10 protein-coding genes and 1 pseudogene are annotated in these 14,452 nt (G+C 46.1%); 5 read left to right on the forward strand and 6 right to left on the reverse strand.

Annotated elements, in window-relative coordinates:
* The first annotated feature begins 101 nt into the window (after positions 1–101).
* Together nrdJ and QUA13_RS16670 are read left to right on the forward strand one after the other, a co-directional pair.
* The gene (gene nrdJ / locus QUA13_RS16665) at positions 102–3,395 is read left to right on the forward strand and encodes a ribonucleoside-triphosphate reductase, adenosylcobalamin-dependent (RefSeq protein ID WP_333200196.1); all 3,294 of its coding nucleotides are present in this window, start codon (positions 102–104) and stop codon (positions 3,393–3,395) included.
* 284 nt (positions 3,396–3,679) lie between these two features.
* Positions 3,680–4,843 carry a formylglycine-generating enzyme family protein gene (locus QUA13_RS16670; protein ID WP_333200198.1) on the forward strand — a complete coding sequence of 388 codons (1,164 nt, stop codon included), beginning with the start codon at positions 3,680–3,682 and terminating at the stop codon, positions 4,841–4,843.
* A 114-nt stretch (positions 4,844–4,957) separates the two neighbouring features.
* Here QUA13_RS16670 and QUA13_RS16675 read toward each other — a convergent pair whose 3' ends face one another.
* Together QUA13_RS16675 and QUA13_RS16680 are read right to left on the reverse strand one after the other, a co-directional pair.
* Positions 4,958–5,119 carry a hypothetical protein gene (locus QUA13_RS16675; protein WP_333200200.1) on the reverse strand — a complete coding sequence of 54 codons (162 nt, stop codon included), beginning with the start codon at positions 5,117–5,119 and terminating at the stop codon, positions 4,958–4,960.
* 16 nt (positions 5,120–5,135) lie between these two features.
* Positions 5,136–6,422 (reverse strand): Glu/Leu/Phe/Val dehydrogenase, encoded by a 1,287-nt coding sequence (locus QUA13_RS16680; protein ID WP_333200202.1) that lies wholly within the window; start codon positions 6,420–6,422, stop codon positions 5,136–5,138.
* Between the two features lie 379 nt (positions 6,423–6,801).
* On the opposite strand from QUA13_RS16680, the gene QUA13_RS16685 reads away from it, so the two are divergent.
* Positions 6,802–7,413: a DUF4126 domain-containing protein gene (locus tag QUA13_RS16685; RefSeq protein WP_172192268.1), complete on the forward strand. Its 612-nt coding sequence runs from the start codon at positions 6,802–6,804 to the stop codon at positions 7,411–7,413.
* Positions 7,414–7,614: 201 nt separating this feature from the next.
* On the opposite strand, the gene hemH is transcribed toward QUA13_RS16685, so the two are convergent.
* Positions 7,615–8,778, reverse strand: a complete 1,164-nt coding sequence (gene hemH, locus QUA13_RS16690; RefSeq protein WP_333200205.1) for a ferrochelatase — start codon at positions 8,776–8,778, stop codon at positions 7,615–7,617.
* 100 nt (positions 8,779–8,878) lie between these two features.
* Here hemH and QUA13_RS16695 point away from each other — a divergent pair.
* A pseudogene (locus tag QUA13_RS16695) lies at positions 8,879–9,539 on the forward strand (class I SAM-dependent methyltransferase).
* Between the two features lie 130 nt (positions 9,540–9,669).
* Here the strand turns inward: QUA13_RS16695 and QUA13_RS16700 are convergent.
* From QUA13_RS16700 to QUA13_RS16710, 3 genes are all read right to left on the reverse strand, one after another.
* A complete protein-coding gene (locus QUA13_RS16700; protein WP_333200207.1) occupies positions 9,670–10,812 on the reverse strand; it encodes a hypothetical protein in 1,143 nt (380 codons plus the stop codon).
* Positions 10,813–11,027: 215 nt separating this feature from the next.
* A complete protein-coding gene (locus tag QUA13_RS16705) occupies positions 11,028–11,744 on the reverse strand; it encodes a GDYXXLXY domain-containing protein (RefSeq protein WP_333200209.1) in 717 nt (238 codons plus the stop codon).
* 109 nt (positions 11,745–11,853) lie between these two features.
* Positions 11,854–13,254 carry a DUF2157 domain-containing protein gene (locus QUA13_RS16710; RefSeq protein WP_333200211.1) on the reverse strand — a complete coding sequence of 467 codons (1,401 nt, stop codon included), beginning with the start codon at positions 13,252–13,254 and terminating at the stop codon, positions 11,854–11,856.
* Between the two features lie 339 nt (positions 13,255–13,593).
* Between QUA13_RS16710 and QUA13_RS16715 the strand changes: the two genes are divergently transcribed.
* Positions 13,594–14,181 carry a Uma2 family endonuclease gene (locus tag QUA13_RS16715; RefSeq protein ID WP_333200213.1) on the forward strand — a complete coding sequence of 196 codons (588 nt, stop codon included), beginning with the start codon at positions 13,594–13,596 and terminating at the stop codon, positions 14,179–14,181.
* The last annotated feature ends 271 nt before the right edge of the window (positions 14,182–14,452 follow it).

The raw sequence follows: 14,452 nt of genomic DNA on the forward strand, positions 1-14,452 counted from the left end.
TTAGTGCAAATTGTCAAATATATTAACCTTTTACCCTAAATCTGAATCCTGTTGTATATTCGTAGTCTGTTGATTTATTCCGACACGTCAGTACACAACCTATGGTTCGAGAATTAGAGCGATCGAGTGCCAGCGAGAAACGCAACCTGTCCGATTTCCCCGAAACAGCACCCGCAGCCAATCCAGTTTTTTTCAGGACTTACAGTCGCCGTACCGAGACGGGAAGGGAGACTTGGGCCGAAGTGTGCGCAAGAACAGTCAAGGGGCTGCAAAAGCTTGGAAACCTCACCCCCGAAGAAACACAACTGCTGCACCGGATGCAAAACCAGCTCAAAACCCTCGCTTCAGGCCGCTGGCTGTGGGTAGGTGGCAGCAAATGGATTGAACAACCAGAGAATTTTTCCGGCGCATATAATTGCTCCTCAACAAATATTCTCGACTGGCGTTCCTTTGGTTTGTTGATGGATTTGGCAATGATGGGCTGCGGCACTGGGGCAGTCTTGGAACCACAATATATCAACCAACTGCCGCCGATTCGCAACCGCTTAACCCTAACCATGCAAGGCGAAATCGGCTCTACACCCGCCCAGTCGCGCCGTCAAGAAACCGAAATAAAAATAGCAGAAAAAACCGCAACTATTTATGTCGGAGATTCTCGCCAAGGTTGGGTAAACTCCTATCAAACTTTGCTGGAATTATCCACAGATGAAAGATTTGCAGGAGAAATTCAAGTATTCATCGATTTGAGCGACGTTCGCCCGGTGGGAGAACCTTTAAAAGGTTTTGGGGGAGTAGCAAATCCGGTGAAATTGCCAGATCTTTATCAGCGCTGCGCCGCAATTTTGAATAAAGCTTTAGGGCGGCAGTTAAATTCAGTTGAATGCTGCGTGTTGATAGATGAAGCTGCGGTGACAATTGTTGCGGGAAACATTAGAAGATCGGCCGGAATGCGTCAGTTTGATTCTGATGACGAACTAGGGGCAAATGCTAAAAATAATTTGTGGCAACAAGATGCAAGCGGCAACTGGAGAATAGATCCAGAACGCGATGCCCTTCGGATGGCCAACCATACGCGAGTTTTCCATACCAAACCTACACTAGAAGAATGTATTGATGCTGTCCGCAAACAGTATTACAGCGGCGAAGGTGCGATTCAATGGGCCGGCGAAGCTGTAGCTCGCTCTAACGTTGATTTACTTTCAACACCGAGTCTTAGAAGTGAGTTTTTGAAAGCTTACGACGAAGGAAAAGCTAAAGAGTGGTTGCAGGAACGCCATCCTAACATGACTGCTGGCGAGTTAGAGCATCGGTTAGTCCGTGTGGGCTTAAACCCGTGTGGTGAAATCATCGGCTCTAATTTTCATTGTGTCAGTGGCGACACTCTGCTAATTACTAGAGACGGACTGCATAAAATAAAGGACGTTCTTGGAACTGAAATTGAGATTTGGAATGGTAAAAGATGGAGCTGCGTCACACCATTTAAGACAGCGAGTGATAATTGTGGCGGGCGACGCAAACTTTATCGTGTAAAGTTTGGTGATGGTACTTATCTGGATGCCACAGAATATCATCGCTTTTTTGTCAAGGATCGCTTTGGTAAAGTTTACAGAGAAGTTCAAACCAAAGACTTGATGGATACAAGTCGGTATAGCATTCATACTGAACCTTTTACAATTCAGTATGAAGATGGCTTGAATATCGATTCAAGTTATGCTTACACTTTGGGAGTGGCTGTAGGAGATGGAACTACCGACAAAAATGACAATGCGAAAGTTCGACTTTACGAACACAAAATGGCATTATCATTAGCAGGAAATAAGTCTCCAGAAAGAAGCTATGACTATTTACCTGCTTTTACCGATGTAACTAACTTGAGCTTTTCTGGAGAGTTGCTGAAAAGTTTGAAAGTTAACCCAGAAGCACTAAATGTAATTGCGAGCTGGAATCGGCAAGCAATTTTACATTTTATTGCTGGATTAGCCGATACTGACGGCTCGAATACCCACAGTAATGGTATCAGAATTTATATTTCTGACCGCGATCGCGCTTTCAGAGTTCAGTTACTTTTGACCAAATGTGGTATTCGTTCGTCGCTAAATCTTTGCGCTCATCAAGGGTCAATTACTAATTACGGTGTCCGAAGTCGGGATTTGTACTACTTGCAAATTACTGACTGTGGTGAAATTCCTTGTCAGCGGTTAGATGTGAGCAAAGGGACGAATGCTAAACACAAAGGTAAATGGCAAGTGGTCAGAAGTGTCGAAGAATTACCAGGATTGCACGATACTTACTGCTTCAACGAACCAGAGTTTCATAAGGGAGTTTTCGGCAATACCCTAGCTGGAAACTGTAATCTTTCTGAGGTTCACCTCAATCAAATTGACCCTTACAATTTCAAAGAACAGGAGGAAGCTTTCAAGGCGGCGGCTCTATCTGTCGCGGTACTTCTCAATCACAAATTTCTTGAACCCCGCTATCAATACAGCCGCGAACTAGACCCGATTGTCGGCGTATCTTTCACCGGATTGTTCGATTTCTTCGTTCATGCTTTTGGCGTGGAGTGGCTGCGCTGGTGGGTGGAAGGTCGCCCGCAAACTCCGCAAGGAATCGCTTTTAAACAGCGGGAAGAAGAGTATTTGACTGGTTGGCGGGAGATTGTCAATCGGGTAGTTTGGGATTATTGCGATCGCCATTCCTTAAAACGCCCAAATCGCTGCACAACGGTTCAACCATCGGGTACTAAATCTCTGCTGACAGGTGCTTCTCCCGGCTGGCATCCGCCGAAAGCCCAGCGTTTCATTCGCCGAATCACTTTCGGCAAAAACGACCCCGTAGCCCTCGCCTGCATCGACTACGGATACAACGTGATTCCGTCTCAATCTGACAAGGATGAAAACGGCAATTTGCTGAACAATCCCTTCGATGAACGCTGCACAGAATGGCTGGTAGAAATACCTGTTGCAGTAAGTTGGGCTGATTTACCCGGTGCTGATGAAATTGACATCAACAAATTCTCGGCTGCGGCACAAATGGACTTTTATATGCAGGTGCAAAAGTTCTATGTCAGACATAACACTTCGGCCACGATTGAACTGCGCGAAAATGAAGTCGAAAGTTTGGGCACTCGGATTTATGAAGCCATTCGCGACGACGAAGGCTACATTTCCGCAGCGCTTTTAGCTCGGTTTGATGCTCTTGAAACTTTCCCGCGTCTGCCCTTTGAACCAGTGAGCAAGGAAACTTACACCAAGATGGTGGAAGAGACTTTAGCGCGTCGCCAAATAGATGTTTTTCATGCGGCACTGAGTCGCTATGATTTGGGTGAAATGATGGATTCGGGACCGGCAGGCTGCGATTCCGATAAGTGTTTGATGCCGGAAACTAAGGCTATGTAATAGCGTTGAATGAGATCCCCCAAACGGGGGATTTTTTTTATCTTTAAGTGCAGGTTCACCAAAAATATTAGGGGCGGGTTCACCAACCATAATTGCCTAAAATCAATAATCTCGTAAACCCGCCCCGGCCATATACTATATCCGTTGATTATTCGGCGGTTGAAACCGCGTCTTGTCAAACGATGTCCACCTGCGCGGACTAAGAAATGAGGGGGATATTTAAGCCGCATTTGGTTATCGTAGAGTAAAGTTGTGCTGAATTCAAAGGCAGAGGCTAAGGTTCAATGTCAAACCATCAAAAGGAACCTAGAGAATACGATGCCGTCCTCGGCGGTCAAAATTCAATTCCTGTCAATGTTGCGGTGCTTGGAGGCATTCCCGGCGTTAAAAGCCGCTTAGCCTCGCCCGCTGTCGAAGCTAGAATCGCCGCACTCTCTGAAGCGTTGAGATATGGAGAAGCAGGCTTAGATTTGATAATTAGAGGATTGCAAGATGAGTCAATGCAGGTGAAATTAGCTGCCTATTCACTGTTGAAAGATAGGGATGATTTAAAACTCAAACCACATTTCCCCCAAGACTATCTCCCTACATTTGACTTTGAGGTCATCACAGTAGATGTTACAGGAAAAGAAAACAGTCGCAGTAAGTCCTTTGCTCGCTTTTTTCCTGAAGACTTAGGTAACTCAATTGCACTGGAAATGGTTTACATTCCCGGTGGCACATTTATGATGGGTTCCCCCAACAGCGAAGCACATAGACGTGGTAGCGAAAGTCCGCAGCATCAAGTAACAGTACCCGCTTTTTATGCAGGAAAATACGCCATCACCCAAGCACAGTGGGAAGCAGTCATGGGAAACAACCCATCTTGGGCAAGAAAATACGCCATCGCCCAAGCACAGTGGGAAGCAGTCATGGGAAACAACCCATCCTATTACTTTGGTGAAAAACGTCCTGTAGAAAATGTATCGTGGAATGACGCAGTGGAATTCTGTAACAAACTATCGCAAAAAAGCTGTAAAAAATATCGCCTGCTGAGTGAAGCAGAATGGGAATACGCCTGTCGTGCGGGAACAACAACGCCATTTCATTTTGGAGAAACCATTACCCCAGAATTAGTCAACTACACAAAAACCCCATACGCCGAAGCCCACACAGGACTGTATCGCGAAGAAACAACCGATGTGGGAAGTTTTCCCCCCAATGCCTTTGGATTGTACGATATGCACGGGAATGTTTGGGAGTGGTGCAGCGATAAATGGCACGATAACTATAACGGCGCACCGACTGACGGAAGTTCCCGGGAAAGTGAAACATCTCATCATCGGCCGCTGCGCGGGGGTTCGTGGAAGTTCTTTCCGAGGAATTGCCGTTCGGCTTTTCGCAACTACTATGCGCCGGACTATCGCTTCGACGACCTTGGTTTTCGAGTGGTCTGTGTGGCTGCGTGAACTTCCTAGCACTTTACACTTTTGCCCTTTTGCCCTCTGCTGGGAAATCGCATTTACCTTACCAATACGAATTCCCAGCAGAGGGGGACGAAGAGAACACAACCATGTTCTGCGTTATTTAAAAATATCTTTCCGCTTCTGCAATAGCAAAGTTGCGGTCAAATAAACTGCTGCGTGCAAACCTAAAATTCCCCTATTCAAAGCCAAGTTTTGCCATGTTGTTTCGTAGACTGCACTTTTTTCAAATAGCTGCGGTAAGATTGTACGATCGCACAATCTTACCGCACTTCCCTCAACCGTTTATGTAATAATCCCGCGTTCCCTTCGCATTCATCGCTTCTCCGAGTCGATTTAACCCGTACACATAAGCAGCAGTTCTCATGGAAACTGACAATTCTTGAGATTTTTTCCAAATTGCCTCTGTTTCTTCGACCATTTTATGCTTCAACCGTTCGTTGACTTCCTCCAGCGTCCAATAAAGTCCGCTGCGGTTTTGCACCCACTCGAAATAACTAACCGTTACGCCTCCCGCATTGACTAAAATATCAGGAATTACGTGAATTCCCCGCGTTTCTAAAACCAAATCCGCAGCAGAATCAATCGGGCCGTTAGCTACTTCAAAAATAAACTTAGCCTTAACATCATTAACATTGGCTTCCGTTATTTGATTCTCCAAAGCGGCAGGAACTAGCACGTCTACATCTAATGCTAAAAGTTGCTCATTGGTCAAGATTTCGTGTTCTATAATATTGCAAACTGAACCTTCGCAGTAAATAGCTTTGATACCTTTGTTAGAGTCTTTAAAGCCTCGAATACTGGGGATGTCCAGACCTTGTTTAGCATAAATTCCCCCTTGGGAATCGCTGACAGCAACAACTTTGTAACCTGCTTTCCAGAGCAGTTCTGCTATTTCTGCACCGGCATTACCAAAACCTTGTACCGCTACAGTTGTATCTTGAGGAGTTAGCTCAAATTTGGGTAGAAGAGTTTGTACTACAAAAAAAGCACCCATTGCTGTTGCCGTATCTCTGCCCAAACTACCACCAATTGTCACTGGTTTACCAGTCACAACCGCTGGAGAAAGCTGCCGCTTAATAATATTGTACTGATCCATCATCCAACCCATAATCATGGGATTGGTGTAGACATCTGGCGCGGGAATATCGACATCGGGGCCGATGAAATCTGCGATCGCATCGACATAGCCCCGGCTCAACCGTTCCAATTCCAGTTTGGACAATTCCTTGGGATTGAGAGTAATTCCGCCCTTGGCTCCTCCAAAAGGCAAGTTCAAAACTGCACATTTAAAAGTCATCCAAAATGCTAAGGATTGCACTTCATCAAGGGATACTCCCGGATGATAGCGAACTCCTCCTTTAGACGGGCCTCTGGTATTGTCGTAGCGCACCCGATAACCTTGAAAAATTCGCAGGGAACCGTCGTCCATCCGCACGGGAATCGATACAATTAAACTGGATTTGGGGTGTTTCAGCCGTTCGATCGTATCCTCGGAAAGCGACACATATTTTAAGGCTCGTTCTAATCGGCGACTGGCATCGGCAAATAATGAATCAGACATAATAAGACGAAGGAAGAAGGAATAAGGAAGAGGTTGGAGGGAAGACAGGAGAAGAATTTGCCGGAAAGCTCTTGCTTAGCGGGCATCTTAAATTTAATTGTTTCGGATTACCTGCTGCTTTTGCGATACTTTCTAATTTAATCACAATCCCGCCTTAATTCTGCATAAGTGCCTTCTACATAAGTGCTCTCTACCTTGTGTCGATCGACAAGATCGCAGTGTCAAGCAGCGATTAAGCAGATACACTTACAATAGAAGGTGATATTTAAGCTGAAGCCGCAATTTGAGTTCGATCGCTCAAATCACAGCCAGCCATCAGGGGAATTAAATTCTGAAATAGATCGAGGCTTTAGCTGACGTTATCAACTGAATTATTATTATGGTTGGACTCCTAGCCGCACTCTCTGGGTCTGCGGCAGGGGGTATGAGAATTGCCCTGCCCCTGCTGTTAATTGGTTTGTTGCGGATTGATAAACTTTGGTCGGAAATACCTCTATTGTCGGGGGTTCACCCCCAAGTGGCTATCACCATCTTGGTGAGTTGGTCGCTGTTAGAATTATTTGCTTCTAAAACCTTTGTAGGACAGCGGGTACTGCAAGTTGTGCAAATTATTTTCAGTCCCATTGTAGGAGCAATTATGGGAATTGCGATCGCTCAGGTAAGTTCGATCGACGAAATTATTGTTCACCCTTGGATGCTGTGGATTATTGGTGTTGTCGGAGGTTTGTTGGCTTTAGTGCTGCAACTGGTACAAGCAGGATGGCTTTACCGACTGCGGGGTTTGCCGATTTGGGTGATTTTCCTCCAAGATGTTCTGTGCATTTCCTTGGTTTTGTTTGCCTTTGACGCTCCGCGGCAGGGAGGGCTAGTTGCTATGATGCTGCTGTGGCTGGCAATTCGCAGTTCTAAAGAGTGGTATCGCTGGTACAGAAGTCAGGGAATAACGGGCGATAGGGGAAATCCCCGCCGCCACAAGCGCGATCCAGATTAGTTAGTGATTAGTTATTTGTGATTAGTTATATCATTTACATTTGTTGCGGAATGATTTAAATGCAGAGACCGCAGAGGGCGCTGAGGAAGAGAACAGAGAGATGAATAATTCCGATCCCAACGGATTTGATATCATTAGTCATTTGTAACAGCGGTCAACAGTCAACTGTCAACAGTCAACTGTCAACTGTCAACTGTCAATTTAAAGCAATCCGATCGAGTGTAGCGGGCCCTGACCCGTAATTAACTCCAGCAATAGTGCCACAAAACCAATCATCGCCACACGACCGTTCCAGACTTCTGCCCCCGTGGTCAAACCCCACTCCCACTGCTCTTGAGGGTACATTTTCACTATCTTGGAAGGGCGTATAACATCAGAGAATTTAACGCTGGGAGATTCGATCGACTCGATGACTAAATCGGCCAAGGCTTCAATAAACACCGGATGAGTATTCAGGGCGGGCACTCGGTAGAAATTTTCAATCCCCGATTCTTCTGCTAATTCTCGATACTCCATGTCAATTTCTTGCAGAGTCTCGATGTGCTCGGAAACGAAACTAATCGGAACTACCAACAAATCTTGCACTCCATTTTCTGCCAATTCGGTAATGGCGTCTTCGGTGTAAGGCTTGAGCCATTCCACCGGGCCAACCCGACTTTGATAAGCTAGAGTGTGTTCGTTCGATCGGTTCAAATGTTCCATAATCAGACGAGTGCAATCTTGGATCTCGCGCTGATAGGGGTCTCCAGCCTCTTCTACATAGCTGAGGGGGACGCCGTGGGCGCTAAAAAAGATGTGAACTCGATCGGGATCGGGATTGTGGTCTAGTTCTTGGGCTATCAGTTCCGACATTGCCTGAATGTAGCCCGGCCGCTGATACCAAGAAGGAACAGCGGTATATTCTATATCTTTGAGGGCTGGATCTTTGCCCCACATTTCTTCTAGCTGCCGGAAGCTAGAACCGCTGGTGCTGATGGAAAATTGAGGATACAGCGGCAAGATTGTCAAGTGTTCGATGCGATCGCGCTTAATTTTGGCGATCGCCTCTTCAGTAAAAGGATGCCAGTAGCGCATCCCCACGTACACTCGAGCATCCTGTCCCTTTTTTTGCAAGAGTTCTTGCAGCGAAGCGGCTTGTTCCTCGGTAATCCGCCGCAAAGGAGAGCCGCCCCCGATTTGGCGGTAGTTTTCCTGGGATTTCTGAAAACGCAGGGTCGAAATCAACCAGGCGAGCGGTTTTTGCATCCACGGAAACGGAATGCGAATGATTTCCGGGTCAGCAAACAAGTTGAACAGGAAAGGACGGACATCCTCGATTTGATCTGGCCCGCCCAAGTTTAATAGCAATACTCCCACACGACCCATAGCGGTTACAGCTCTCCCATCGTCTCAGTTCTGTTATTTATCTTTATCATATAACTTAATAATCTCTTAAGTCGATAGCAAGGTATACATAATTTTGACTGTGGCAACAATTTTGAGAGATTTAAGTTATCGGTATCAGTGGCTCTACGATGCGATCGCGCGTCTTGCTGATTTGAGCGCAGGCGGCGAGGCTCGTTTGAGCCAACTAGCCTTGCAAAATTTGACCGTCAGCGCGGAAACTAAAGTTTTAGACCTTTGCAGCCGCAGCCGTCAAACTACGCAGTTTCTGGTGCAATATTCCCAGGCTCTTACAGGACTTGACGCTTCGCCATTATCTCTGCAACGGGCAAGAAAAAATGTACCATCAGCCAATTATGTAGAAGCTTTTGCTGAGTCGATGCCTTTTCCCTACAGTCTGTTTGACAGGAGTGCACAGCAGCATTGCGATGCACGAAATGCGATCGGCGCAGTTGCGAGAAATCTTTCTGGAAGTATACCGGGTGCTTAAGCCGGGTGGTCTATTCATTTTGGTAGATTTCCATCGACCCACAAATCCGGTAGTTCGGCCAAGGTTGGCTGTATTTTTGTGGTTGTTTGAGACTGAAACTGCTTGCAAGTTGCTCGAAACTGACTTGGGGAGTTTGTTGGCAGAGGTGGGATTGCGATCGTACAATTCCGAAGAAGCTCAGCAACCAAAACTTTATGCTGGCGACAGCATTCAAATAATCCAAGTTCAAAAGTCATTAGTCATTAGTCAGTAGTAGACAAGATTGCAAAACACACAAACAATGGGGAAAAGCATCTGCGTTTATCTATGTTTATCTGCAGTTTCCCTATCAATCAAAAAATCTGCAATAAGTCTACTAATGACTAATGACTAATGACTCCTAACTAAACAAACTTTTTCGCTTCTGCCAAAGCCGCCTCAAACTTGAGCAATACATCCTTTTCTGTGTGAATAACTTTCTCTTGTTCCAGCAGCGGGCGGCCAAAGCGAAAAATGCCGTCCTGTTCTACGTGCTCTACATAAGGTAGCGTTTCTGGATGCGGCAAAAATTTTCTGCCAATTGTGTACGGCGTGTGGAAAGAAAAACTAAAATCGGGGAACTTGTCGCTCTTGATTTCCAGGTAGTAAAGCGAGTAATAATCTTTGGTTTCGGAGTACACGCATTCGCGGCACTTATTTACCAATTTGCGGTTCTGATAGAAAAAATCCCACTTATCCCAATAGTAGCCATCTTTCATCATTTCCTCGTGGTCCTCGCACAGTTCGAGATATAATTTGTCAGCATCCGCCGGACGGTAGAAGTAAAGCATGGCGTAGGGCATTTCAATCAGTAACTTGACAGCTTGATTTTTTCGCTGATACCATTCTTGCTGGTGAGTTTCGTAGACTTCCTTATATTTAATTGCTTTAAAGCTGTTGAGCTGATTTTCTTTTGCCCACCGCGACGCCCAAACTGTCCAGTAAGCTAGCTGGAAGGTTGCTGAAATTTCCGCCGAACCTTGTTCTTTCCAGTCGGAAATGATTTTTTCCCACTCGGAACTAAAAGCTACTCGGGATTGTTCGTTTTCGGCGGGGTTTTCTGTATTGATTGGGGAGGCTGTTGGGCGATTATTTTGAATCAGCCCTTTGGGTTCTTGGCGCCAATTATTAATATCGGTTGGCGTTAAACTTAAGATGAATCTTCTTTCGTGAACGGGATATTCTAAATGGATTCCTGATTTGCGGAAAGAGCGGTATTCTAGAATAGGGAGTTTGCCTTGTTCAATCCACTGCTGGCGTTCTGCTGGCGAACACTTGAGTATTGCTTCTACTTCTACCGGATCGACGGCTAATTCACTTTTGAATGTCTCCCAAAATCTTTCTTGTTCCGCTGGGTTTACTTCCAGCACGGATACAATTCGGTTGACGAGGTGATCTGTTTTATCTTGGCAATTTTCGGGAAGTCCTAAAAAGTCGAGGAGTTTGGTCTTGAGTATGCGTCTGGCAGAGATTAGCTCGGCTAACATGAGAAGCTCCAGTAGAGTCATGACTTGCGCCCTTGAATTGGCAAGATTTGCACAAGTCTTATATATCTTAATAGATTCTCCTGGGTTGTTGACAATTGAAATGTCCGCGCCAGCGAAGCTATCCCGAACCCGCGTGCCTTCGAGAATGGTAGGGAATTGCCCAACCTCCGCTCCATGCTTAAGCCAAAATACTCAAAACAAGGCTAAAAGACCGATCGACCTTTTGGCCTTATTGGCTAAAATCGATAATTGCGATCGCGCACCCACAAACTCACAGGCACAGCATGGCCTGTTTTGTCAACCTTTACTTCTACCAAAAAAGATTGTCGCTGATTCCTTTGAGCTTCGCTAATCTCCTGATTGACTTTTTCCCTTTCATCCTCTGGCATATAATAAGTTTCTAAGCCGTATTCCATCCGCCAACTGTTATATTTGCCCTTAATTGCGATTTGATTGGCGGGCAAATTGGCGGGATTTTCCAGACTGACGCGGACGGGTTTCCAAGCTTGGGGGCGGCCGGGATTAGTCGCCGCTTTTGGCGCTTCTAAGATTACATAAAAACTGGTTTGTGGCTTGGGATTGTGCGTATTTTGCGGACAAGCAACCCCGGGCGGACAAGGTGTTTTTTCCGCAGGTAAATCTTTCCAGCCTGGGAGTTTTTCGAGATTTGTGCGATCGGAAATATCATAGCTCAAAACTTGGTAATATCCGCGCAGAAAATCGTAAGGATCTACTGGTGCTGTTTGCAGGACAACTGTTTTGCCAGTAATAAAAGTGTAAACTGCGGTGGCGGGTACGGCGGCAATTAGTCCGATTTGCAGGACCAAAGGAACCCACAGCCGCCACGCGGGAAGGCGTTTTGCCTCCCGAGGAAGGGTGAAGGATGGGGGATTAGCGCTGGTATCTGCTATTTCGGAACTTTGAGCTGTTAAATCTTGCTTTTCGGTGTTCATATTGGGAATTGGGAATTGGTTCGCAGAATAATATCGTTGACCTTTGAATCGGAATAATAATCTTCCGATTGCAGTGCAAGGGGGACGATCGCACTATAGTAGAATGCTCCTATTCATCGGGGATTTTTGCGAAGTGGCGCTCGAACCACAAACCCGCAGCAATTACGCCAATTCCGCACAAAACAAAGACAAAAGATTTGAGCAACAATCCTGTATTGTATTCAAACAGTCGGCTGATAATTTGCAGGGTGATTAATACCATGCCTCCCCAAAAAGTCTGGCGGTTTCCTAAAGCTAAACCTTCTCGGATTAAGCCGACAGCAAGCAAAAACAAGAAAACATTGAACAGAAAAGTCGCTAATTGAGGAATGGGAGTAAAACTCAGGTGAAAAAGCGGTATAAAGGCGCTGGCGAGGATTAAAATGCCGATCGCACCTGTGGTCAAATTCACTTTTTTTTGTTTCGGCCGCCGGAGTTCCAAACGTCCCAAACGCAGCCATTCAAACACCGTGAAACCGCCCAAAACAGCCACATTTGCCAGCAAAACCCAATCGGGATCGGTTGGCGCAGGATTCGGCGAATCTTGCCAAAACCCGTAGAAAGAAAGAAGATAAAACAAACCGGCGAGAAACAGCAGTGCTAAACTGCGGGCGGTAGGTTGAAACAGCCTGCTGTGTACCTTCGGCCACATTGCATCGTCGTATCCCCACAGCAAAGCGGGCGGTAGGGCGCAAAAAATTGCAACACCCCAAGTTGAATTTAACCCTTGGGCAATTGAAACTTGTAGGGAAAAAATTATCGCGATCGCACCTATGGCAAAAATAGCACGCGATCGACACCAATAAGCCAGCGGCACAAACATTATACTGGCTGCGATCGGCATTTGCCGCACCAAAACTTCCAGCCAAGAAAACTCGACTTTGGAAGACCAATCTAACACGGCAAGCCCATAGCCCAAACCGATCAAAAGTGCGGACAAAACGCCCAAGGAAGTCAACCGCAAACTGTAAGCCATTCCGAGCACGCCGATTCCCCAAGCCAGGAAAAGTCCGTAGGAAGAACCGCCAATGTGGAACATTTGCGCCATCAATGCCATATTTGCTCCCAAAATCAGAGATCCTAACAGCAACAATCCTTCACCTAGGAGTTTGTTTCGCCCTTTTGTTGCGGGCATATTTGGATGGGAGTTTTGGCTTCGGGATGGGGGAATTCGCCACAGATAGAAACCCGCTGCATTGACTGCTACGAAAAGACTTAGCAGCATTGCGACTCTCACTTCTCGCGACCAAACTTGCCAGTTGGCGGCTACAAAGGTGATGACTCCTATACCGAGGAGAATGCCGCCGAGACTCATCAGAATGCTGAGGAATCGGTTGCGGGAGGCGGTTTCGAGTGTGTTGAATTGGTAGCGTTCCGAAAGTTGTTGGTAGAATGAAGTGTCGATGAGTCCTTCTGCTTGCCAGAGTTTGGCTTCTTCCCGCAACTCGCGCCGAAATTTATCTGAAATCATTGTTTATATTCCAGAGGATTTGAACTCAATACGCTTGGGCCCGAGCCCGATCCCCCCTAGCCCCCCTTAAGAAGGGGGGGACAAGAAGTTACTCAAAGTCCCCCTTTTTAAGGGGGATTTAGGGGGATCTCCGGGGAATAAACAGTTTTAACCCAAGCGTATTTGATTTGAACTGTGATAGTTTTTAATATGTCACTTGTGGGGCGATCGTCGGTGGAGGCTGGGACACCTGCTGAACTAGCACAGCAGTTTTGATTGATATCCTTCGGCTGTTGAAACCGTTTCTACACAAACAAACTCCCAGCAGAAAGGAACGAATAAATCAAGGAATGTAATATTATGGTACAAGCTCAATCTAAAAAATTAACTTTTGACGAGTACCTTAATTACTCAAATGATACGGGTCAACGCTATGAGTTAATTGATGGGAAGTTAATAGCTTTGCCACCAGAATCTGAACCTAATAATTTCATTGCTAACTATCTATTTTTCTATCTTGCTAGCAGCGGGCTAGTGCCACTCAGGCTGATTAAAACGCATAATTGCGAGGTTCAAGTTGCCGTTTTGCGATCGGGAGATGCGGCCAACCGCTACCCCGATTTGATAATTCTGGAACCTGAACATATTCCGCTGACAGCAACCAGGCTAACTATCACTTTCGATATGCTGCCTCCTCGGTTTGTTGTGGAGGTAGTGAGTCCGGGTAGAGTGGGCAGCGATCGGGATTACGATCGCAAACGAGCTCAGTACGCAGCGCGGGGCATCGCAGAGTATTGGGTTATCGATCCAATAGAAGAAGTGGTGACGGTTTTGCGGCTTGAGGAGGGGCAATATGTTGAGGTTGGGGTATTTCGAGATGGAGAGGCGATCGTATCTCCGATGTTTCCACAGCTAAATTTGACGGTTCAACAGATTTTGAGTGGATAGGTTTAAGGGCGGATCAACAGCTAATTGGTTAGCATTCATCTAACCAGTCACTTTTCCTAGTAACGCAGAATTTTGTTTCAATCGCCGATCGCAATTTAGCTTGATTGCAACTATGAATCATTTGTTGTCGAGGATTACAATCCTCGATGTTTCAATGCCTCATAGGGTTTTATGGTAATTGCAACCGGAATTACTTCCTGCTGTCGATCGCACTGGCGATCGCCTGCGGACTGGAAATGTGATATCAATTCTGGCTGCGCCGGAATGATAT

The organism is Microcoleus sp. S28C3 (genome assembly GCF_036700785.1).
GTDB lineage: Bacteria > Cyanobacteriota > Cyanobacteriia > Cyanobacteriales > Microcoleaceae > Microcoleus > Microcoleus asticus.

What these genes read in the sequence shown, in the direction of transcription:
- nrdJ (WP_333200196.1), top strand. Translation starts at nt 102, where the DNA reads ATGGTTCGAGAATTAGAGCGATCGAGTGCCAGCGAGAAACGCAACCTG.
- QUA13_RS16670 (WP_333200198.1), top strand. Translation starts at nt 3,680, where the DNA reads ATGTCAAACCATCAAAAGGAACCTAGAGAATACGATGCCGTCCTCGGC.
- QUA13_RS16680 (WP_333200202.1), bottom strand. Translation starts at nt 6,422, where the DNA reads ATGTCTGATTCATTATTTGCCGATGCCAGTCGCCGATTAGAACGAGCC.
- QUA13_RS16685 (WP_172192268.1), top strand. Translation starts at nt 6,802, where the DNA reads ATGGTTGGACTCCTAGCCGCACTCTCTGGGTCTGCGGCAGGGGGTATG.
- hemH (WP_333200205.1), bottom strand. Translation starts at nt 8,778, where the DNA reads ATGGGTCGTGTGGGAGTATTGCTATTAAACTTGGGCGGGCCAGATCAA.
- QUA13_RS16700 (WP_333200207.1), bottom strand. Translation starts at nt 10,812, where the DNA reads ATGACTCTACTGGAGCTTCTCATGTTAGCCGAGCTAATCTCTGCCAGA.
- QUA13_RS16705 (WP_333200209.1), bottom strand. Translation starts at nt 11,744, where the DNA reads ATGAACACCGAAAAGCAAGATTTAACAGCTCAAAGTTCCGAAATAGCA.
- QUA13_RS16710 (WP_333200211.1), bottom strand. Translation starts at nt 13,254, where the DNA reads ATGATTTCAGATAAATTTCGGCGCGAGTTGCGGGAAGAAGCCAAACTC.
- QUA13_RS16715 (WP_333200213.1), top strand. Translation starts at nt 13,594, where the DNA reads ATGGTACAAGCTCAATCTAAAAAATTAACTTTTGACGAGTACCTTAAT.